20 protein-coding genes and 1 pseudogene are annotated in these 20094 nt (G+C 59.3%); 16 read left to right on the top strand and 5 right to left on the bottom strand.

Features of this window, described 5'->3' with window-relative positions; translation table 11 throughout:
* Positions 1 to 63: 63 nt before the first annotated feature.
* Complete coding sequence (locus tag OCA5_RS14085; RefSeq protein WP_012562334.1) at positions 64 to 1104, top strand: ligase-associated DNA damage response exonuclease; 1041 nt, start codon at positions 64 to 66, stop codon at positions 1102 to 1104.
* On the top strand, positions 1101 to 2792 hold the full coding sequence (locus OCA5_RS14080; protein ID WP_012562335.1) for a cisplatin damage response ATP-dependent DNA ligase: 1692 nt from the start codon (positions 1101 to 1103) through the stop codon (positions 2790 to 2792). Before OCA5_RS14085 ends, OCA5_RS14080 begins: the two co-directional genes overlap by 4 nt.
* 10 nt (positions 2793 to 2802) lie before the next feature.
* Here OCA5_RS14080 and OCA5_RS14075 read toward each other — a convergent pair.
* Positions 2803 to 3393 (bottom strand): annotated as a pseudogene (locus OCA5_RS14075) (UdgX family uracil-DNA binding protein); the annotation flags it as partial.
* A gap of 257 nt (positions 3394 to 3650) precedes the next feature.
* Between OCA5_RS14075 and OCA5_RS14070 the strand changes: the two are divergent.
* The 3 genes from OCA5_RS14070 to OCA5_RS14060 are packed head-to-tail and all read left to right on the top strand — an operon-like array spanning position 3651 to position 9275.
* Complete coding sequence (locus OCA5_RS14070) at positions 3651 to 4460, top strand: ImuA family protein (RefSeq protein ID WP_012562337.1); 810 nt, start codon at positions 3651 to 3653, stop codon at positions 4458 to 4460.
* Complete coding sequence (locus OCA5_RS14065) at positions 4354 to 5955, top strand: DNA polymerase Y family protein (protein ID WP_244396185.1); 1602 nt, start codon at positions 4354 to 4356, stop codon at positions 5953 to 5955. Before OCA5_RS14070 ends, OCA5_RS14065 begins: the two co-directional genes overlap by 107 nt.
* Positions 5952 to 9275 (top strand): error-prone DNA polymerase, encoded by a 3324-nt coding sequence (locus OCA5_RS14060; RefSeq protein WP_012562339.1) that lies wholly within the window; start codon positions 5952 to 5954, stop codon positions 9273 to 9275. Before OCA5_RS14065 ends, OCA5_RS14060 begins: the two co-directional genes overlap by 4 nt.
* Positions 9276 to 9300: 25 nt before the next feature.
* Here the strand turns inward: OCA5_RS14060 and soxZ (OCA5_RS14055) are convergent, their stop codons facing one another.
* From soxZ (OCA5_RS14055) to OCA5_RS14045, 3 genes are all read right to left on the bottom strand, one after another.
* Positions 9301 to 9618 (bottom strand): thiosulfate oxidation carrier complex protein SoxZ, encoded by a 318-nt coding sequence (gene soxZ, locus OCA5_RS14055; protein ID WP_013913300.1) that lies wholly within the window; start codon positions 9616 to 9618, stop codon positions 9301 to 9303.
* 74 nt (positions 9619 to 9692) lie between these two features.
* Positions 9693 to 10691 carry an MBL fold metallo-hydrolase gene (locus OCA5_RS14050; protein ID WP_012562341.1) on the bottom strand — a complete coding sequence of 333 codons (999 nt, stop codon included), beginning with the start codon at positions 10689 to 10691 and terminating at the stop codon, positions 9693 to 9695.
* A complete protein-coding gene (locus OCA5_RS14045; protein WP_012562342.1) occupies positions 10688 to 11035 on the bottom strand; it encodes an ArsR/SmtB family transcription factor in 348 nt (115 codons plus the stop codon). Before OCA5_RS14045 ends, OCA5_RS14050 begins: the two co-directional genes overlap by 4 nt.
* A gap of 168 nt (positions 11036 to 11203) precedes the next feature.
* On the opposite strand from OCA5_RS14045, the gene soxC reads away from it, so the two are divergent.
* The 11 genes from soxC to OCA5_RS13990 are packed head-to-tail and all read left to right on the top strand — an operon-like array spanning position 11204 to position 18812.
* Positions 11204 to 12508 (top strand): sulfite dehydrogenase, encoded by a 1305-nt coding sequence (soxC, locus tag OCA5_RS14040; protein ID WP_013913299.1) that lies wholly within the window; start codon positions 11204 to 11206, stop codon positions 12506 to 12508.
* Entirely contained in the window at positions 12492 to 13172 is a 681-nt protein-coding gene (locus OCA5_RS14035) for a c-type cytochrome (RefSeq protein WP_012562344.1), read from the top strand. The genes soxC and OCA5_RS14035 overlap by 17 nt, the downstream gene beginning before the upstream one ends.
* Positions 13173 to 13189: 17 nt before the next feature.
* Positions 13190 to 13543 (top strand): sulfur oxidation c-type cytochrome SoxX, encoded by a 354-nt coding sequence (soxX, locus tag OCA5_RS14030; protein WP_012562345.1) that lies wholly within the window; start codon positions 13190 to 13192, stop codon positions 13541 to 13543.
* A gap of 21 nt (positions 13544 to 13564) precedes the next feature.
* Positions 13565 to 14062 (top strand): thiosulfate oxidation carrier protein SoxY, encoded by a 498-nt coding sequence (gene soxY / locus OCA5_RS14025; RefSeq protein WP_012562346.1) that lies wholly within the window; start codon positions 13565 to 13567, stop codon positions 14060 to 14062.
* A gap of 13 nt (positions 14063 to 14075) precedes the next feature.
* Positions 14076 to 14387, top strand: a complete 312-nt coding sequence (soxZ, locus tag OCA5_RS14020; RefSeq protein ID WP_012562347.1) for a thiosulfate oxidation carrier complex protein SoxZ — start codon at positions 14076 to 14078, stop codon at positions 14385 to 14387.
* Positions 14388 to 14410: 23 nt separating this feature from the next.
* Complete coding sequence (soxA, locus tag OCA5_RS14015; RefSeq protein WP_012562348.1) at positions 14411 to 15259, top strand: sulfur oxidation c-type cytochrome SoxA; 849 nt, start codon at positions 14411 to 14413, stop codon at positions 15257 to 15259.
* 9 nt (positions 15260 to 15268) lie between these two features.
* A complete protein-coding gene (locus OCA5_RS14010; protein ID WP_012562349.1) occupies positions 15269 to 15580 on the top strand; it encodes a hypothetical protein in 312 nt (103 codons plus the stop codon).
* A 17-nt stretch (positions 15581 to 15597) separates the two neighbouring features.
* Positions 15598 to 17343, top strand: a complete 1746-nt coding sequence (soxB, locus tag OCA5_RS14005; RefSeq protein WP_012562350.1) for a thiosulfohydrolase SoxB — start codon at positions 15598 to 15600, stop codon at positions 17341 to 17343.
* A complete protein-coding gene (locus OCA5_RS14000; protein WP_013913297.1) occupies positions 17340 to 17819 on the top strand; it encodes a DsrE family protein in 480 nt (159 codons plus the stop codon). The genes soxB and OCA5_RS14000 overlap by 4 nt, the downstream gene beginning before the upstream one ends.
* A 12-nt stretch (positions 17820 to 17831) precedes the next feature.
* Positions 17832 to 18284: a DsrE family protein gene (locus OCA5_RS13995; protein ID WP_012562352.1), complete on the top strand. Its 453-nt coding sequence runs from the start codon at positions 17832 to 17834 to the stop codon at positions 18282 to 18284.
* A 24-nt stretch (positions 18285 to 18308) separates the two neighbouring features.
* Complete coding sequence (locus OCA5_RS13990; RefSeq protein ID WP_013913296.1) at positions 18309 to 18812, top strand: GlcG/HbpS family heme-binding protein; 504 nt, start codon at positions 18309 to 18311, stop codon at positions 18810 to 18812.
* Positions 18813 to 18841: 29 nt separating this feature from the next.
* Here the strand turns inward: OCA5_RS13990 and OCA5_RS13985 are convergent, their stop codons facing one another.
* Complete coding sequence (locus tag OCA5_RS13985) at positions 18842 to 19891, bottom strand: YeeE/YedE family protein (protein ID WP_012562354.1); 1050 nt, start codon at positions 19889 to 19891, stop codon at positions 18842 to 18844.
* Positions 19892 to 20094 lie beyond the last annotated feature (203 nt).

The following is a 20094-nucleotide window of genomic DNA, read 5'->3' as shown; positions in this document are numbered from 1 at the left end:
CGAAACTGAGGTTGTCCGGGCAGGCGGACTCCTCCGGCGAGGGGGGCAACCTATATAGGGCAAATGCGTCTGCAACCCATTCTGAAGCCGGTCGCGGCCGGGCTCTGCTGCGAGAGCGGCGGGTTCCATATCGACCCGGTGCGGCCGGTAGAGCGGGCGCTCATCACCCACGGTCATTCCGATCACGCTCGCCCGGGCCATGGCGCGGTGCTGGCGACGCAGGAAACCCTCGACATCATGCGGCTGCGCTATGGCGAGAATTTCGCCGGCGCGACTCAGGTGATTTCCTACGGCGATAACATTCGCCTCAAGGATGTGACCGTCAGTTTTCATCCCGCAGGCCATGTGCTCGGCTCGGCGCAGATCGCGGTGACCGACGGGCGGAGGCGCATCGTTGCCTCCGGCGATTACAAGGATGTGCCGGACCCGACCTGCGCGCCGTTCGAGATCGTACCGTGCGATATTTTCATCACCGAGGCGACCTTCGGCCTGCCGATCTTCCGGCATGGTGACGCGGATGGTGAAATCCGCAAGCTGCTCGATTCCGTCGCGCTGTTTCCCGAGCGCGCACATCTGGTCGGCGCCTATTCGCTCGGCAAGGCGCAGCGCGTGATCGCGCTCCTGCGCAAGGCGGGCTACGGCGCGCCGGTCTATCTCCATGGCGCGATGGAGAGCCTCACGCGCTATTATCAGAGCCGCGGCATCGATCTTGGCGAACTGCGACTCGCCCGCGACGCCAAGAAGGCCGAACTCGCCGGCACCATCACGCTGGCGCCGCCGAGCGCCATCACCGACATCTGGACGCGGCGTTTCCCAGATCCGGTCGCGGCTTTTGCCTCGGGCTGGATGCGCACCCGCGCCCGCGCGCGGCAGAAGGGCATCGAACTGCCGCTGGTGATTTCCGATCATGCCGATTGGGACGGCCTTACCGCCACCATCGCCTCAACGGGTGCTGGTGAGGTCTGGGTTACGCACGGGCAGGAAGACGCGTTGGTGCACTGGTGCGAGACCAAGGGATTGAAAGCGCGGCCGCTCGATCTGGTCGGCTATGGCGAGGAGGACGAAGCGCTCCCACTCGCGGCGGAGGGAGAGAGTGGCGCATGAACCGCTTTGCGCACCTGCTCGATCGCCTCGCTTATGAGCCCGGACGCAACAACAAGCTGCGGTTGATCACAGCGTATTTTCGTGAGGTGCCGGACCCCGATCGCGGCTGGGCGCTGGCGGCACTGACCGGTGCACTGTCGTTTCGCCACGCCAAGCCGGGCCTGATCCGCGACCTGATCACGGCGCGCACCGATCCCGCGCTGTTCGCACTATCTTACGATTATGTCGGCGACCTCTCGGAAACCGTGGCGCTGATGTGGCCTTCCGTTCATGCCTCCACGAACGGCGATGCGAAGCATTCTCCGACCCTCACCGAAATCGTCACCACGTTGCATACGCTTGGCAAGACCGAGATTCCCGCGCAGCTTGCAAGCTGGCTTGACGAACTCGACGAGACCGGACGCTGGGCGCTCTTGAAGCTCGTTACCGGTGGCTTGCGCATCGGCGTCTCCGCGCGGCTTGCCAAGACCGCGGCCGCAGCGCTTGGTGACAAGGACCCGCATGAGATCGAATTGATATGGCCAGGCCTCGCGCCGCCTTATCTCGATCTGTTCGCCTGGCTGGAAGGTCGCGCTGAAAAGCCGATCAATCGCGATCCTGCACCATTTCGCCCGGTGATGCTGGCGCATGCCATCGAGGATAGCGATTTTGCGGGACTCGATCCGGCAGATTTCATCGCGGAATGGAAGTGGGACGGCATCCGCGTGCAGGCTGTCAGTGGCCGCAAGAGCGAGGAGCATGTCCTCGCGCGGCTCTATTCGCGTAGCGGTGAGGACATCACGGCGAGCTTTCCCGATCTCGTACCGTCGCTACGCCTGCCCGGCGCAATCGATGGCGAGCTTCTGGTGCTGCGTGAGGGGCGGGTACAGAGCTTCAACGTGCTGCAGCAGCGGCTCAACCGCAAAAGCGTGACGCCGAAGCTGATGAAAGATTATCCGATCCATCTGCGTGCTTACGATCTACTTGCCGAAGGTGAGGATGACCTGCGCGACCTTCCGTTTATCGATCGTCGCGCACGGCTCGAGAGGTTCATTGCGCGGCTGGATGATCCGCGGATCGATCTGTCGCCGCAGGTGGTATTCGCGACATGGGATGACCTCACCGCCGCGCGTGCCAATCCATCAGATGCAGGCGCAGGCGACGATGCGGATGCCGTGGAAGGTGTGATGCTGAAGCGCCGTGATGCGCTCTATCTTCCCGGCCGGCAGAGAGGGCAGTGGTGGAAGTGGAAACATGATCCGCATGTGATCGACGCCGTGCTGATGTATGCCCAGCGTGGCCACGGCAAACGCTCCTCCTATTATTCGGATTACACGTTTGGGGTCTGGACTGTCGGTGAAGGTGGCGATGAGCTTGTGCCGGTGGGCAAGGCATATTTTGGCTTTACCGACGAGGAGCTTGTGCAGATCGACCGCTTTGTCCGCCGCAACACGGTCGAGAAATTCGGCCCCGTGCGTCATGTGGTGCATGAGCCGAACAAGGGACTTGTGCTGGAGGTGGCGTTTGAAGGGTTGGCACGCTCACCGCGCCATAAATCCGGCGTCGCGATGCGCTTTCCGCGCATCAGCCGGCTGCGCTGGGATAAGCCGCCGGGCGAGGCTGACCGGCTGGAGACGTTGAAACGATTGTTGAAGGAAGACCTCGCGTCTGTGGTCGCCGAAGGGTTGCTTGGCCGACGTGCAGGATGAGTGGCTGCCTTTAAATCTCTCGCAAGTAAGACGCTGCGAGTTTGAGGTCGCTGACGAACTGTTTGTACTCGCGCTCTTTCGAGTCCGGGTCCGGCAGACGTAACAGATAGGATGGATGCACTGTCACCAGCGCCTTGGCATCTTCCGCCAAGTCGAAGAGGCGGCCGCGGTTCTTTCCAATTGGCGTGATCTTACCGAATACGCATTGAGCTGCCGTGGCACCCATCGCAACCACCAGAGCAGGTTTCACCGTCGCGAGCTCCCGTTCATACCATGGCCGGCATGCCTTGATCTCGGGCGTGGTCGGCTTTTGGTGCAGGCGGATTTTTCCGCGCGGCACGAATTTGAAATGCTTCACCGCATTGGTGATGTAGGTTTTGTTGCGCGCGATACCGGCTTCTTTCAGCCCGCGATCCAGCACCTGACCTGCGGGGCCGACGAATGGTCTGCCGGCAAGATCCTCTTTGTCGCCGGGCTGTTCTCCGACGAACATGACGGCGGCATGGGCCGCGCCTTCGCCGAACACGGTTTGCGTCGCGTTCTTGTAGAGATGGCAGGCGCGGCAATGAGCAGCCTCTTCGCGCAGATCCGCGAGGTTTTCCTTGATGAAAAGATCGGGGGCGTGGGCTGCGGGGTGCATGATCTCGCCTTCTCCGTTTGGCAGGTCAACCGGGAACGGCCCGGCAAGTTTCCTCCTTCGTCGCTTCAATCTCTTTGGTTCTGTTGAAGAAAATTGCCGTCTCAGACTCTGGTTGACTCCTCCGGGCCTGATAGGCCTATACTAGAACATAACATGAACATAAATGGTGGCCCATCGTTGGAAAAGCGAAGGGTGCCTCTGATTTCAGGAACGGGCGCATGAGCAGCGCGCGGATGAGTACGCTTGCGTCCTTGCGGGACACGATCCGCCGTCTTGAGGCGCAGACCATGCCGCAGTGTGCGGAGCGCGTGGCGCTTGGCCATGCGGGAGCGGATGCGACGCTCCAGGGCGGACTGTTGCGGGGCGTGCTGCACGAGGTGTTTGCGCTTGAGACCCGGCAGTCTGCATCCGCGACGGGCTTCGTTGCAGGCATCGCCCAGCGGCTGGCGCAACAGCGTTCGATACTCTGGGTGCAGCAGGAGTTTGCGGAAGCCGAGGCGGGGGCGCTGTCGATGAGCGGGTTTGTCGAACTCGGTCTCGATCCGCGTCGCCTCGTGCTGGTGCGGGTGCCGAATGCGGAAACCGCGCTGCGGGCTGGCGCCGATGCATTGGCTTGCGATGCGCTGGGGGCAGTGGTGCTTGAATTATGGGGCAGGGCGAAAGCATTCGATCTTGTTGCCAGCCGACGGCTGACGCTGGCAGCGCAATCCTCCGGCGTGTCGTGCGTGATGTTTTGCACGGCAGCCGAGCCTGCCCTCAGTACCGCGGAAACCCGCTGGGTAGTGCGCGCGGCGCGCTCATTGCCCGGGCCGACATGGGAGGCCTGGGGCGCGCCGGTTCTTGATGCAGAGCTCGTGCGCAACCGCCACGGCCAAACCGGACGATGGATCATGGAGTGGAATTGTGATGAGCGTATCTTCCATGAACCGGCGGCGGATTCTCAGCCTCTGGTTTCCGCGCTTGCCGACCGATCGCATCAAGCGCCAGCACCTGCAGGGAGGTTGGTCGCGTTCAAGTGCGCCGGATGATGCATTCTTCCGCAAACCCTGGGTTGTCGCGGATAAACGCAACAACGCCTTGCAGATTATCGCGGTGAATGATGCTGCGGTGGCGGTCGGACTCGAGATCGGAATGCCGCTCGCCAATGCGCGGGCGATTTGTCCGGATATCGATGTATTCGATGCTGACGCAGCTGCGGATACGCAGGCGCTCGTTCATATTGCAGACTGGTGCGATCGCTTCACGCCGCTGGTGGCGCTCGATCTGCCTTATGGATTGTTTCTCGATATCAGCGGCTGCGCACATTTGTTCGGTGGCGAGGCGGCGATGCTGTCGCTTGTCTGCCGCTTGCTGTCGCGGCAGGGTTTTATCGTCAACGCGGCGATTGCTGGAACGCCGGCCTGTGCACGTGCTCTGACGCGAGCGGTGCCTGGCCGGATCGCGCCGGATGGAGAGGAAGCTGCAACAGTCGCGCCGCTGCCGGTGTTCGCGCTCGGCGTCGAAGATACGATTACGCGCGGACTGCGTCGCGCAGGCTTGAAGACCATTGGCGATGTCGCATCGCGTGCACCGCGTGAGATTGCCGCGCGGTTTGGCCAGGCATTCACGGATTTATTGCGCGAGGTGCTCGGGCAATGCGATGCGCCAATCAACCCACGCCGGCCGCCGCCGGATTTCATCGCAGAACAGCATTTTCCCGATCCGGTCGCGACCGAGGAAACGATTGCCGCAACGCTGTCCGGTTTGGCGCAAAAGCTGGTCGCTGCGATGGAACGGCAAGGCAAGGGTGCCCGGCGGCTGGAGGCGAGCTTCTTTCGTGCCGATGGCGCGGTGCGGACTGTCGTGGTGGATGCGGGGCACGCGGCGACGCGCGCCAACATGATCGACCGCTTGTTTCGTGAGCGGCTGGATGCGTTGATGGATCCGCTCGATCCAGGTTTCGGCTTCGATCTGATCCGTCTCTCCGCCAGCCGCGTCGATACCGTGGTGCAGGAGCAGCGCGATCTCGATGTGCATACGCAAGACAATGACGATGTGGCTGCACTGATCGACCGCATGACTGCGCGCCTCGGCCGCCAGCAAGTTGTGGTGTATCTGCCGCAGGACACGCACATCCCTGAACGCGCGATGCGTATCGTGCCGGTACAGCAGCATTTGCCGCAGGCTTTGTCGGCGCAGTGGCCTCAGCGATATGAGGGCGAGCCGCCGTTGCGTCCGCTGCGAATGTTCGAGAGGCCGGAGCCGATTTTTGTCATTGCGGATTTTCCGCATGGGCCGCCGGCGCATTTCAATTGGCGGCGAGCGCGGCATCGTATTGCACGGGTCGAGGGACCAGAGCGGATTGCACCGGAATGGTGGAATCTAGCGACTGGAATGAATCCGGCTAAGAACAGGGAGGCGCGGGCGCGCGATTATTTTCGCGTCGAGGACAGCGAGGGGTGTCGATTCTGGCTCTATCGCGAAGGGCTTTATCGAAGAGAAGTGTTCGAATTTCGCTGGTTCATGCAGGGAGTATTCGCATGACCTATGCGGAGATTGGTATCACCACGAATTTCTCGTTCCTGCGCGGCGCCTCGCATCCACAGGAGTATGTTCACAAAGCCAGCCGCTATGGTCTTTACGCGATCGGGATCGCTGACAGGAACACGTTGGCAGGCGTAGTGCGCGCGTACGGCGAATTGGGGAACCGCAACAGGAAGGTTCGTTACAATCCAAAGCTGCTGATCGGAACGCGGCTGGTGTTCGATGACGGCACGCCCGACATTCTGGCGTACCCGCGCGATCGCGAAGCTTACGGTCGTCTCTGCCAGCTTCTGAGCAAAGGGAAACTGCGCGGGGAGAAGGGCGAGTGCCACCTGCGTTTCGATGACCTTGCCGAGTTCAGCGAGGGCCAGTTGCTTGTCGTTGTTTCGTCCTACAGGTTTGATTCGGAAAAAATTTTACGTGTGCTGGGTGCTCTAAAAGAGCTTCCGGCAGAAGGTGTGTGGCTGGCGGCGACGTTGTTCTTTCACGGCGATGACCGCCGCAGGATGCTGCGCCTTGAGCATCTTGCGGCCAAGACTCATGTGTCGCTAATCGCCACGAATGATGTGCTGTATCACTTCCACCGCCGCCGGGCGTTGCAAGATGTTCTGAGCTGTATTCGCGAGAAGGTCACCATCCACGAGGCAGGAAGGCGGCTTGAGGCGCATGCCGAGCGGCATTTGCAACCGCACAAGGAGATGGCGCGTCTTTACAAGGATTTTCCTGACGCTTTGGAAGAGACGATCCGCTTTTCTGACCGCATCACCTTCTCTCTCGATCAACTGAAATACCAGTATCCCGACGAGCCAGTGCCGCCGGGCAAGACGGCGCAAGAGCATCTGCGCGATCTGACCGAGACCGGCATCCGGAAATATTTTCCTGAAGGGATTGATGAAGGATTGCGCGGCACGATCGAGAAGGAATTGCGACTGATCGAGAAGCTCGGTTACGCGCATTACTTTCTCACGGTGCATGACGTCGTGCGCTATGCCCGCTCGCAGCACATTCTGTGCCAGGGTCGAGGCTCCGCAGCGAATTCCGCAGTGTGTTTCATGCTCGGCATTACGTCGGTGAATCCCGCCGAGACCGATGTGTTGTTCGAACGCTTTATCTCCGAGGAGCGACTGGAGCCTCCCGATATCGATGTCGATTTCGAGCACTCCCGTCGCGAAGAGGTGATTCAGTGCGTCTTTCAGCGTTATGGTCGCCATCGTGCGGCTATTGTCGCGACCGTCATTGATTACCGGCCGCGCAGCGCGATTCGTGATGTCGGCAAGGCGCTCGGGCTGACGGAGGATGTCACTGCCGCGCTGGCAGACACGGTGTGGGGAAGTTGGGGCGACAGTCTCAGCGAGATGCAAGTCAAGCAGGCCGGGTTCGATCCCACCAATCCGATGATTGTGCGGGCCGTCGAGCTTGCGACTGAGCTGATCGGATTTCCGCGTCATCTGTCGCAGCATGTCGGAGGCTTTGTGCTGACGCAGGATCGGCTCGATACTTATGTGCCGATCGGACATGCGGCAATGGAGGACCGGACCTTCATTGAATGGGACAAGGACGACATCGATATTCTGAAGATGATGAAGGTCGATGTGCTGGCGCTAGGCATGCTGACCTGCATCCGTAAATGTTTTGATCTGATCGCGGATCATAAAGGTCGGCGTTATGAGCTGGCGGACGTCAGATCAAAAGATGATGATCCTGTTTACAAGATGTTGCAGCGGGGCGAGTCGCTCGGCGTGTTCCAGGTCGAAAGTCGGGCGCAGATGAACATGCTGCCGCGGCTGAAGCCGCGGACATTCTACGATCTTGTCATCGAAGTCGCGATCGTGCGGCCGGGGCCGATCCAGGGCAACATGGTTCATCCTTATCTCAAGCGGCGAAACCTGAAGCCTGAAGAGATCGAATATCCGTATCCGAAGGGTGGAAACCCGGACGAGTTGAAATCCATTCTGCACAAGACGCTTGGTGTGCCGCTGTTTCAGGAGCAGGCGATGCGCATCGCCATGGCCGCGGCGGAATTCACATCGGAAGAGGCCAACGGGTTGCGCCGTGCCATGGCGACGTTCCGTCATGTCGGCACCATGCCGAAGTTCGAGGAACGCATGGTCGGCCGCATGATCAAGCGCGGCTACGATCCGAAATTTGCGCAAAGCTGTTTCGATCAGATCAAGGGATTCGGCAGCTACGGTTTTCCGGAAAGTCACGCAGCCGCGTTTGCTCAGCTTGTCTATGTGTCGGCATGGCTTAAATGCTTTCACCCCGATGCGTTTGCTTGCGGTTTGTTGAATTCGCAACCGATGGGATTCTATGCTCCAGCGCAGATCGTCGGTGATGCGCGCACGAACGGCGTCGATGTGCGTGAGATCGATGTCTCCTTCAGCTTTTCCCAGAACACTCTGGAGGAGAAAAGCGGCCGGCATCACGCCTTGCGGCTTGGCTTTCGTCAAATTGATGGGTTCAAATGCGTCGATCCGGATGAACAGGAGTGGCGGCGAAGGCAGGGAAAGGACCCATTGGAGGATTGGGGCAGGGCTATTGTAGAAGCGCGCATGCAACAGCCATTTGCTTCGCTGGAAGATTTTGCGCGTGAGACAAGGCTGCCGAAGCGTGCGCTGATCCTGTTGGCCGATGCCGATGCTTTCCGTTCGCTTGGGCTTGATCGCCGCAGCGCGCTATGGGCCGTTCGTCGCCTGCCGGATGCTGTGCCGTTGCCGTTGTTTCAATCTGCGGCCGCACGCGAGCAGCCGGATGAAGGGAGCTCTCCCTTGCCGCAGATGCCGCTGCCGGAAGAAGTCGTTGCCGATTATCAGACCGTGCGGCTGTCCCTAAAGGGGCATCCGATGGAATTCCTGCGCGAGATGTTCGAACAGGAGGGAGTTGTGCCGTGTGCCGCGGTTTCACATGAAAATGATAAACGGCGTGTGCGATGTGCAGGCGTCGTGCTGGTGCGTCAGCGGCCGGGAAGCGCCAACGGCGTCGTCTTCATGACGCTGGAGGATGAAACCGGCATCGCCAATATCGTGGTGTGGCCGAAGGTGATGGCGACGTTCCGCAAGGAGGTGATGGGTGCGCGGCTGATCGAGGTCGAGGGCGTTATTCAGAGTAGCCCGGATCAAGTTGTGCATCAGCTTGCCGATCGTCTGGTCGATCGAACGTCTGACCTGATCGGACTCGCCAATGATTCTTTGCGTCCGTACCAAGTGGAAAGCGCCGCCGGAGATGGAGAGGGGAAACGGCTTGCTTCGCTGCCTTCAACTGCAAAGGCGCGTCATCCCCGCGAGGTGCGAATTCTTCCAGCTTCCCGCGATTTTCATTGATAATCGTGCTGGCGCTCGGCGATATTTATCCGCTCGTTATGCGGGTTTCCGTGCTGTCGATCTGTTGGTGGCTGTCGACCCATTTCGTTGTGACGGTGTCGCCAGCTTTTCCTCCCTTGAAGGAAAACTTGATGTAGGGCTGGCGCGCGATCATCGGTCCCCAATTGGCGGAGAATACCACCTTGCCATTGTGTTCGAAGCTGAGCGTTTCGATGTAGTGCGCAGGGATAAGCCGATTGTCGCCATCTTTGGCAAAACCAGAATCCATCGGATGCTTGATCAAGGCCTGAACCTCGGTCACGTCGCCGCTTAGATGGGCCTGTATCCGAATGGTCGATGTCATCAGCACCTCAGGCTCAATCGGTTGCGGCATCATCGCCGGTCAGCGGCAGTTGTCAAAGCCTCACAGGCAAAATCCTATTTCTTGAACTGCGAAGCTTCGAGTTCGAGGAAAATGCGATAGGCATTGCCCCGGTTGTTGCTCTCGAAGGCCGGATAATCCTTGTATTTGGACCAGTCCGTTTGATTGTAGGCTGTATCGAAGTCGACCCAGTTCGCTACCGCCTCGCTCATCGCCTTGCGAACGTAAAGGATGTAGTCGCGGGTAAACGCGATGGCTTCCTTTGCTGCGGCGGATGGGCTGCCGTGCCCGGGAATGATGTACTTCGGATTGAGCGCGAGCACTTCATCGAGTCCCTGGAGCCAGTGCGTCGTGCTGACGTCGTCGCTATTCATGAAGGGAATGCGGCCGTTCTGCACGATGTCGCCTGCAAACAGCACGCCGTCCGGCTCGACCATCATCATGATGTCGCTGCTGGAGTGGGCAGGACCTGCGGAAATCAATGAGAAGCGTTTTCCGCCGAGCGCGATGGTGACCTTGTCGGCGAAGGTCATATCCGGGGGAATGACGCGCGTATGCTCGTCTACCCACGGTGCGAGCGCTTCGCGGCGTTGCTCGAGCCGAACTTCGGCCCGTTCATCGGCGGTTTCCTTGTTCTCGCTATAATCACCTGAGTGATCCTGCGCGATGATGACAGCGCGGCTGTGGTCACGAAATGCCTGCAGGCCGTAAATGTGGTCGGCGTGATAATGGCTAGCCACGATATAACGGATGTCTTTGTCCGTCCGCTTGCGAATGTCCTGCAGCAGCGCCCAACCGAGAGAGGGTGTGCCGAGCACGTCGAAAACGACGACGCCCTCCGGCGTTACGACATAGCCGGCGTTGGATGTATTGCCCTCATTCTCTTTGCCCGGAATGCCGGGGCTGCCGATGCTGTAGAAAATATCCTTGCCGGGAACCTGGTCCACGGTGATGGGCCGGGTGAGCGGTGCGTAATCCGGCGCCTTGCTTTGAGCGAGCAGAGGGAGAGGTAGCATCGCCCATGCCAGGACTGTTACGCGCAGCAGCTTCTTCATATGGCATCGTCGCAATAGAGTTTCTTGAGGACCTTGACGAGCTTGGTCACCCGCTCATCGGCGATCTTGTAATACAGCGTTTGCGACTCCCGCCTGAATTTCACCAGTCCTTCCTCACGCAGCTTGGTGAGATGTTGCGAGAGAGCCGATTGGCTGATGTTGAGTGCATCGACAAGATCGCCGACCTTCATTTCGTTCCTCATCATGAGGTAACAAACGATGAGAAGGCGATTTTCATTCGCAAGCACGTTCAGCAGACGTGAGACCTCGCGAGCTTGTTGTTCCAATAGTTGATCCGGGCGCAATTTGTTTGCGCGCGCTTTCGTGGCGAGAGCCGTGCTCATTGAAGCGAGTCCTGAAGGTCTTATCCGTGGAACATCCTACCAATTTTGTGACTGGAAGGCCATCTTCATAATTTAGCGTTGACTAAATTAGAAAGTGGTGATGTTCTCGCGTCAACGATAAGCAAAAATAGTCCCGCAAATGGCGGGATACTCAGGGGAGGAGAGTGGGTGCCTTTCTCTTCATTCGAGGATGCCCGTAAGGCGTCCTTGGCTGCCGGGGTGGAGCGTGTCCAGGTTCCCAGGCGGCTATTACTGAAGATGGCCGGCGTCGCCGCAGGCGCAGCCTTGATCGATGGCCGGGCAGCGCGCGCTGATGATGCCGCTCCGCCAGCCGATAACGAGTGGTCCCAGTCCCTCGGGGCAGGTGTCGTCGATCAACCATATGGCAAGCCTTCGGCCGAGCAGGTCGACGTGATCCGGCGCAACGTGCCATGGCTGACAGCCGGCACGGAATCCTCGATCAGTTTCTCGCCGTTGCAGAGCTTGCACGGCATCATCACTCCGAACGGTCTGTTCTTCGAGCGCTATCACGCTGGCCGCCCTGATGTGGAAGCCGACAAGCATCGCCTGATGATTCACGGGTTGGTCGATCGACCATTGATCCTGACGATGAAGGATATTTTGCGGTTTCCTTCGACGTCCCGCATCCACTTCATCGAATGCCCGGCCAATGGCGGCATGGAATGGCGCGGCGCGCAATTGAACTCGCTACAGTTCACCCATGGCATGGTGAGTTGCGCGGAGTGGACCGGCGTGAAGCTCTCGACGCTGCTTGAAGAGGTCGGCCTGAAGAAAGATGCGCAGTGGGTTCTGGTCGAGGGGGCCGACGGCGCTCACATGACGAGAAGCCTGCCGCTCTCAAAATGTCTCGATGATTGTCTTGTTGTCTACGCACAGAACGGTGAGGCGTTGCGACCAGAGCAGGGCTATCCGTTGCGCCTGATCGTGCCGGGTTGGGAGGGCAATGTCAGCGTCAAGTGGCTGCGTCGTATCAAGGTGGGCGACAAGCCGTGGTACACCCGCGAGGAGACTTCGAAATACACCGATCTGATGCCCGACGGAAAATCGCGCGGCTTCACCTGGCTGATCGATGCCAAATCGGTGATTACCTTCCCTTGCCCCGAGGTGCCGCTGAGCGGGCCGGGCCTCTACGAGATCCGTGGCCTTGCATGGACCGGAAATGGTCGGATCAAGGAAGTTCATGTTTCGACCGACGGCGGCGTGAACTGGCGGCAGGCGGAACTGAAGGACCCTGTGCTGTCAAAAGCATTGGCGCGCTTTACGATCCCGTGGCGGTGGGACGGCAAGCCCGCTTTCCTGGAATCGCGGGCAGTCGACGAGACCGGCTTCGTGCAGCCGACGCTGGCGGCACTTCGGCAGGTGCGAGGCACAAGCTCCGTCTACCACAACAACGCAATCCAGACCTGGCAGGTGAAGCCCGATGGGAGCATCTACGATGTTCAGCTTGGCTAGCCTGTGGCCGTTGCTGCTTGCGACCGCCGTTCTCGCGGGGAGCGTCGGGCCTTCTGCGGCGAGCGAGGTTCGCCCGCCGTTCGGCTACGGCACCCCGGCGACGCCCGAGCAGATCGCCGGCTGGGATATCGACGCCCGTGGCGAGGACGGACAGGGATTGCCGGCCGGCAAGGGCGACGTGGCCCAGGGCGCCGAAGTCTTCGCCGAGCAGTGCGCGGCCTGCCACGGCACCTTTGGTGAAGGCGAGGGACGCTACCCCAAGCTCGCGGGCGGCGCCGGCTCGCTGACGGCGGACCGCCCCGAGCTTACGGTCGGCAGCTATTGGCCATTCGCCGTTACACTTTGGGACTATATCAATCGGGCGATGCCTTTTGGGGCGCCCCATACTCTGTCGGCAGACGATGTGTATGCGCTGACCGCCTATATTCTGAATCTGAACAATCTTGTCCCTGAGGGCTTCGTCGCCGATAAAGAATCCTTGCCAAAAGTAAAAATGCCTAACCATGATAATTTTACCTGGCAGGACCCCCGCCCAGATACTGCAATGAAGCCTTGCATGACGAACTGTGTTGATCCATCAACACTGAAAATCGTCTCGACGGCTGAGGGGCAGGAACTGACGCCCAGGACCACCGGTCCGCTCGATGACATGCAACCGAAGTAATTTTTGGAGCGCGCAGGATGAGCTTTAATCATTTTCGTCTCGCAACTGCAGCAGCCCTGATTGTTTTGACTGGCTCGCTTCCGGCGCAGGCTCAGCCGGCGGCGCAGCTCGATGGCAAGGCACTCGCGTTCGATCGCAGCAAGGGCAATTGCCTGACGTGCCATGAGATCAAGGGTGGCGACTCGCCGGGCTCCATTGCCCCGCCGCTCAATGATATGAAAACGCGCTTTCCGGACCGCAAGGAACTGACTGCGATCATCGCGGACGAAACCGTCCGCAACCCTCTCACAGTCATGCCGCCCTTCGGCCGCAACCTCATTCTGAACGAGAAAGAAATTTCGGCAATCGTCGACTTTCTCTATCAGCTCTAAGAAAACCCCGGAGGAAATCGAATGCTTACCGCAAAATTTCCCGCCCTGCGAATGTCGCGCAGAGGTCTCTTGAAGGGAGCCGCGCTTGCGACCGTGCTTGGCGCAAGCCTGAATGTGATGCGCTCGGTCGCTGCCTTTGCTGCGGATGCGGCGGGCTGGCCGACGGATGCTTTCAAGCAGAAGAGCGAGACTGACGTCCTCAAGACTTTGTACGGCAAGGCTGCCGAAGTGTCTGACAAGGTCAAGCTGGATGCGCCGGAGATTGCCGAGAACGGCGCCGTCGTGCCGATCAGCATCAGCACCACGCTGCCGAAAGTGACGTCGATCTCGGTGATGGTCGCTGAGAACCCTTACGCGCTCGCGGCGTCCTACAAGATTCCGGAAGGAACGATGCCGTCGGTGTCGAACCGCCTCAAGATGGCCAAGACCAGTAAGGTCATCGCTGTCGTCGAGTCGGACGGCAAGCTTTACAGCACGAGCAAGGAAGTGAAGGTCACTGTCGGCGGCTGCGGCGGCTGAGGAGGATTAGGTCATGGCATCGTCTATTCGCGTGCGCGCCACTGCTGGCGCCGAAACCACCGAGGTGCAGGCGCTCATGCAGCATCCGATGGATTCCGGCTTCGTCAAGAATGCCAAGGGAGAACTCATTCCGGCTCATCATATCGAGACGGTGCAGTTCGAAACCGGTGGCAAGGTCGTGTTCACCGCTCTGTGGGGGCCGGCAGTCTCCAAGGACCCGTTCATCAAGTTCAGCTTCAAGGGCGGAAAGAAGGGTGACGATCTGAAGATCACCTGGGTCGATAACAAGGGTGCAACGGACACCACGACCGCCAAAATTATGTGACGGTCGAACCGGGAGGAAGAATGATGCGCGGTCTTGCATTATTAATGGCGCTGGCAATGCTGGCGGGCACGCAGATAGCGCGCGCGGAAGTGACGGCATCGACGCCGGAGAACGATTTCAAGGCTTTCCGGGATTTCTTTACGAACAAATTTCCCAAGGTGCCGCTAAACGACTTTGTCAACGGTCCCTATTCGATGGACGAGGGATTGCGGAAGCAGTGGATCGCGAAGGAAGATTTCCCGCCTTATGACTTCGCGCTCGATCATGGCAAGGAACTGTTCGAGAAGCCGTTCAAGAACGGCAAAACCTTTGCGGATTGTTTCCCGAACAAAGGTATCGGTATTCGCCAGAACTATCCTTACTTCGACGACAAGACGAACGAGGTCATCACCCTCGAGCTTGCTGTAAACCAGTGTCTCGAGAAGAACGGTGAGAAGCCGTACAATTATATGAAGGACGACATGGCGGCTGTGACCGCGTACATGGCCTTTACCTCACGCGGCAAGCCGTTCGACATCAAGATTCCGAAGGATAATCCGAAAGCTGTCGAAGCCTACGAGAAGGGCAAGCAGTACTTCTATCAGCGACGCGGCCAGTTGAATTTTTCCTGCGCAAGCTGCCACATTCAGGCTCCCGGCGAACGCATCCGGGCCGAAGTGCTGGCGCCGGCGCTGGGTATTCTGAACGCGATGCCGATCTATCGCTCCGAATGGGGCGGAATGGGCACGATCAGCCGCCGCTTCACCTCCTGCAACAGTCAGGTGCGCGGCGTTCCTCTTGAGCCTCAGGCTCCCGAATATCGGAACCTCGAATATTATCTGTCCTACATGGCGAATGGGCTGCCCGTTTCCGGCCCGGGTTCGCGGCCATAGGAGGCGCTCATGCGGATCATCACATCTATCATTGTGGGCGCGGCTCTGTTGCTGACGGTCGCTGTAGCGCAGGCAGCGGAAACGGCCGAGACTTTCAACGCGGCTTACGCCAAAGCCGAGGCGGCGAACAAGAAAGCAGGTGAGCTGAGAAATCAGTGGACCACGACCGTTGCCGCTCTCAAGGGCGCGAAGAAAGCGGCGGATGAAGGCAATTTCGATGCAGCGACGAACCTCGCAAAGCGGGCCGAGGCGCTTGCGAATGCCTCGATCGCGCAGACCGAACGCGAAGTAAAACTCTGGCCAGACGCCGTCGTTCGCTGACGGGCTTGAGAAAACAGATGCTGATCCACCGACGAGAAACTCTGAAGCTTGCGGTGGCGATCCCGGCCATCCTGTCGCTGCCGCGTTCCGGCCGCGCGGCTGGTGAAGCGCTGTACGATTTCAAGCCGACCGGAAACGCGCGGGTGCTCCATATGACGGACACGCATGCGCAATTGAATCCGGTGTTCTTTCGCGAGCCGAGCGTCAATATCGGCGTCGGCCAGATGAAGGGGCATCCGCCGCATCTGGTCGGCGAGCACTTCCTCCAGAAATTCGGAATGAAGCTGGGCACGCCGGAAGCCTATGCGTTCACGTTTCTCGATTTTGAGAGCGCCGCCAAACGCTATGGAAAGATGGGTGGCTTTGCGTATTTGCGGACGTTGGTAAAGATGCTGCGGAGCGCTGTGCCGGATGGACAGTCCATCCTGCTGGATGGCGGCGATTTGTGGCAGGGCTCCAGTCTCTCCAACCTTTATCGCGGCGCAGATATGGTGCAGGCGGCGAACCTGCTCGGTATCGATGCGATGACCGGCCATTGGGAGTTCACCTATGGTGAGGAGACGCTCCGCAAGAATCTCGCTGACTTCAAGGGCGAGTTCATCGCGCAGAATGTTTTTCTGACGGAGGAAGCTGCTTTCAACGACGCGAAGGCGTTCGATCGAGACACCGGCCGAGTGTTCAAGCCCTACATCATCAAGGAAATGGGCGATCATCGGATCGGAATCATCGGTCAGGCTTTTCCCTATGTGCCGATCGCTCATCCGAAACGCTTCACGCCAGACTGGACGTTCGGCATCCGCGATGACGAGATGCAGAAAATCGTCGATCACCTGCGCAGCACCGAGAAGGTCGATGCCGTGGTGGTGCTCTCGCACAACGGCATGGATGTCGATCTCAAGATGGCAAGCCGCGTCACGGGTATCGATGTCATTCTTGGCGGGCATACCCATGATGCCGTGCCGCAGCCTGTCAGCGTCGCCAATGCCGGCGGAAAGACGCTTGTCACCAATGCAGGCTCCAACGGAAAATACCTTGGCGTGCTTGATCTCGAGCTTGGCAAGGGCGCGGTCAAGAACGTCGCCTATCGGCTGCTTCCCGTCTTCAGCGATGAGCTCAAGGCCGATGCCGAAATGGCGGCATTGGTGGAGAAGCTTCGCGCGCCGCATGCGAAGATGCTGGATGAGACAGTGGCCAGCGCCGACCGGCTTCTCTATCGTCGCGGAAATTTCAACGGCACCATGGACGAGATGATCTGCGACGCCCTGCGTCATCAACTCGATGCCGAAATTGCGCTATCGCCCGGCTTCCGCTGGGGTACGACGGTGTTGAGCGGGCAGCCGATCACGATGGACGATATCTTGTCGCAGACCGCAATGACGTATCCCGAAGTCTATGTGCAGCCGATGAGCGGCGAGCAGATCAAGACTGTTCTTGAGGATATTTGCGACAACCTGTTCAATCTCGATCCGTACTATCAGCAAGGTGGCGACATGGTACGCATTGGCGGCATGTCCTATCGTTGCGCGCCGAATGAGACGGCGGGGCGCCGGATCTCCGACATGAAACTTGGTGACGTAGCGATCGATCCGGCCAAGTCGTATAAAGTCGCAGGCTGGGCGTCTGTGAATGAACAAAAGGGCACGCCGGTTTGGGAAACCGTTACGAATTATCTGCGCGACGGAAAATCGAAGCCGAAGTCATCCGGTTCGCAGGTGACGATCGTCGGCGTGGATGACAATCCGGGATTCGCAGGCCAGGCATGAAACAGCGGAGCGGATTTTCTTTTTTTCTAGCCGCTCTTGTCTGGGGCGTGTCGGTGGCCGGAGGTGGCCTGGCCTATGCCCAGGACGCCAAGACGGATGCCGCGCCAATTGAGCGCCCCTTCGTCGAGCACCGCGTCATTTTGCAGATATCGGACAATGACCCGGCGAAAGAGGGGCTGATCGTCAGCATCTCGTACAAGCTTCTGGAGGTGTATGGGCCGGACACGGTTGACGTCCAAGTGGTGGCATTCGGCCCCGGCATCGATCTGTTGAAGGCCGATAATCCACGACGGCAGCAGATCGACAGCCTCATTGCGCAAGGTGTGACATTCAATATCTGCGGCTACACGCTCGAGACGATGGAGCGCACAACGGGGAAGCGGCCGGAGATGAACCCCAAGGCCAAACTTGTGCCGGCAGGCGTGCCGTACATTCTTTCTCTCACAGAGAAAAACTATACCCTCGTTCGTCCCTGAGGAGGTCCCGATATGCGGATTTTCTGGAAGCTGGCTGCGGTCTTTGCGATCGCACTTTCTATATCCTCCGCCGCACATGCGGCTGATGCCAAACCGCATCGTATCGTCATTCAGGTCGATCAGAACGATGCTGCCACAATGAATCTGGCGCTCAATAATGTCACCAACATCATGCAATTCTATCGTGATAAGGGCGAGACGGTGCAGGTCGAGGTCGTAGCCTATGGGCCGGGGCTCAACATGTATCGGGAGGATACGTCCCCGGTGAAGGGCCGCCTGAAGCAGATTTCCGAAATGGCATTTCCTTCCAAGGTGGCGTTTTCTGCCTGCAACAACACGAAGCAAGGCATGGAAAAGAAGGAAGGGCATCCAATCGCGATCGTATCGCAGGCGAGTCTCGTTCCCTCCGGCGTGGTGCGGCTGAGTGAGTTGCAGGAACAGGGCTGGAGCTACGTCAAGCCGTAGCGCTCTTCAAACGAGGTGGTTGAAATGCGTATTGTTTCGCGAAGCCTGCTGTGTGCCCTCTCCTGCGTTGCGGTGGTCTCATCCGCCCATGCGGAAGAGGCGACCGTGACCTACAAGTCGCTGACGGTCGATGTGGCGCTGGAAGCCGCCCGCGCGGCGCTTCAGCAGTGCCGCGCGGATGGCTATCAGGTCTCTGTGGCGGTGCTCGACCGGTTCGGTGAGACGCAGGTCCTGCTACGCGACCGCTATACCGGGCTTCCGGCCAACACGACTGCGATCAACAAGGCTTGGACCGCAATCGGCTTCCGCAACGATACTTCGCAACTCGTATCGTCGATCAAGAACGGCACGCTCGATCCGCGCCTCGCGGATCTGCCGCGGGTGACGATGCTGGGCGGCGGATTGAAGATTGAAACAGCGGATACGCTTCTGGGAGCTATCGGTGTCTCGGGTGCGCCGGGCGGCGACAAGGACGAGAAATGCGCGCGCGCCGGGATCGATGCAATCCGCGACAAGCTGGATTTCTAAAGCCTGAAAGGCGGCGCTAAAGCCTTGCGTCAGCGAAATGCGAACGCCAGCAGCCGGGTCCTGCTGTGGATGGCAAATGCAGCGCCGCAGAGGATGCCGATGAGGGCAATGAACGAAGGCATCGCCAGCGTCGAGACGCCGGTCAGGCCCTGACCGATCGAGCAGCCGTAGGCCATGGCGCCGCCAATTCCCATGAAAGCTGCACCTGCCATCGAACGGCCGGTGTGAGTCACAGAGGTGTAACCCTCAAGCTCGAAGCGCCCGGTCAGCGTTGCGGTCACGAGACTTCCGATCAGCACACCAGCGACGAGCGCGATGCCGAAGTTCAGCGTCAGACCAGTGGAGAGCATGGTGTACTGCACCGAGTCCGCAAGCGGCGACACGAATGTAAGAGACGCAACGGGAATCGGATTGAAGTCGTCTGCTGCGAGCCATCCTGTTGCCACCCAGCCGGCAACCACCAGCAGGCCGATGATGACGCCCGCAGCAATCTGGCCGTAGGCGCGACGGAATTGCTTGTCGGAGAATGCGTAGATCAACAGTGCGCTGCTCGCGATCAACGTTGCGATCAGGCGCGCCGCGGTGTCGTCAAGGCCCATCGTTGAGAGAAGGGCAGGGGCGGATACGGCAGTAGGTGTGGTTCTCGTCCAGTCAAGAAAGGCAATGCGTGCGGGCGCGATCAAGCCTTTCAGCGTCATCTGTGCGGTGATCCCGATGATCGTGATGACGACGAGGGAACGCAGGTTTCCCTTGCCGAGCAACACCAGAGCGCGCGAGGCGCAGCCGTTGGCGAGCACCATGCCGAGGCCGAACAACAGGCCTCCGAAGAAGATCAGCGGCGCGGAGAACGAAGGCTGTAGATAGATCGACGTGCTGATGTTGACGAGGCCGCTGCCTGCAAGAATTTGCGTTCCGATAATCGCAATGGCGATCGCGGTGGCGAAGCTGCGGATTTTGCGGGTGTCGCTTTTAGTCCACATATCGCGCAAGCTGCTCATCAGGCAAAAGCCGCTGAGCAGGTCGACGGCGCCAAAGACGAGTCCGATCACAAAGCCGGAAGCCACCGAGAGGTCGATCATGACGATCCGCGAGCCATTATTATGGGAATGCTCCCATTGTTTATGCATGCATTGCGGTTTGGTCCATAAGCCACTGAAATTAAGAGAGAAATTGTACGTCTTGTCCAGAATCGAGAAGAATATTCCAGTAATTTGACAGTGAAGGGAAAAGTGTTCTCGGTATCTGCGGCCATCTCCTGAGAGTTCGACGGGTGAAGGAGTGC

The organism is Afipia carboxidovorans OM5, assembly GCF_000218565.1.
Lineage (GTDB): Bacteria > Pseudomonadota > Alphaproteobacteria > Rhizobiales > Xanthobacteraceae > Afipia > Afipia carboxidovorans.
This window is presented reverse-complemented; position numbering and strand designations above follow the sequence as displayed.

Excerpts from the sequence above, each read along its gene's own strand:
- OCA5_RS13995 (WP_012562352.1), top strand. The coding sequence starts at position 17,832 with ATGCGGATTTTCTGGAAGCTGGCTGCGGTCTTTGCGATCGCACTTTCT.
- OCA5_RS14085 (WP_012562334.1), top strand. The coding sequence starts at position 64 with ATGCGTCTGCAACCCATTCTGAAGCCGGTCGCGGCCGGGCTCTGCTGC.
- OCA5_RS14000 (WP_013913297.1), top strand. The coding sequence starts at position 17,340 with ATGAAACAGCGGAGCGGATTTTCTTTTTTTCTAGCCGCTCTTGTCTGG.
- OCA5_RS14045 (WP_012562342.1), bottom strand. The coding sequence starts at position 11,035 with ATGAGCACGGCTCTCGCCACGAAAGCGCGCGCAAACAAATTGCGCCCG.
- OCA5_RS14065 (WP_244396185.1), top strand. The coding sequence starts at position 4,354 with ATGAACCGGCGGCGGATTCTCAGCCTCTGGTTTCCGCGCTTGCCGACC.
- soxZ (WP_013913300.1), bottom strand. The coding sequence starts at position 9,618 with ATGACATCGACCATTCGGATACAGGCCCATCTAAGCGGCGACGTGACC.
- soxA (WP_012562348.1), top strand. The coding sequence starts at position 14,411 with ATGCGCGGTCTTGCATTATTAATGGCGCTGGCAATGCTGGCGGGCACG.
- OCA5_RS14035 (WP_012562344.1), top strand. The coding sequence starts at position 12,492 with ATGTTCAGCTTGGCTAGCCTGTGGCCGTTGCTGCTTGCGACCGCCGTT.
- soxX (WP_012562345.1), top strand. The coding sequence starts at position 13,190 with ATGAGCTTTAATCATTTTCGTCTCGCAACTGCAGCAGCCCTGATTGTT.
- OCA5_RS14070 (WP_012562337.1), top strand. The coding sequence starts at position 3,651 with ATGAGCAGCGCGCGGATGAGTACGCTTGCGTCCTTGCGGGACACGATC.
- soxY (WP_012562346.1), top strand. The coding sequence starts at position 13,565 with ATGCTTACCGCAAAATTTCCCGCCCTGCGAATGTCGCGCAGAGGTCTC.
- OCA5_RS14060 (WP_012562339.1), top strand. The coding sequence starts at position 5,952 with ATGACCTATGCGGAGATTGGTATCACCACGAATTTCTCGTTCCTGCGC.
- soxZ (WP_012562347.1), top strand. The coding sequence starts at position 14,076 with ATGGCATCGTCTATTCGCGTGCGCGCCACTGCTGGCGCCGAAACCACC.
- OCA5_RS14050 (WP_012562341.1), bottom strand. The coding sequence starts at position 10,691 with ATGAAGAAGCTGCTGCGCGTAACAGTCCTGGCATGGGCGATGCTACCT.
- OCA5_RS14080 (WP_012562335.1), top strand. The coding sequence starts at position 1,101 with ATGAACCGCTTTGCGCACCTGCTCGATCGCCTCGCTTATGAGCCCGGA.
- soxB (WP_012562350.1), top strand. The coding sequence starts at position 15,598 with ATGCTGATCCACCGACGAGAAACTCTGAAGCTTGCGGTGGCGATCCCG.
- OCA5_RS13990 (WP_013913296.1), top strand. The coding sequence starts at position 18,309 with ATGCGTATTGTTTCGCGAAGCCTGCTGTGTGCCCTCTCCTGCGTTGCG.
- OCA5_RS14010 (WP_012562349.1), top strand. The coding sequence starts at position 15,269 with ATGCGGATCATCACATCTATCATTGTGGGCGCGGCTCTGTTGCTGACG.
- OCA5_RS13985 (WP_012562354.1), bottom strand. The coding sequence starts at position 19,891 with ATGATCGACCTCTCGGTGGCTTCCGGCTTTGTGATCGGACTCGTCTTT.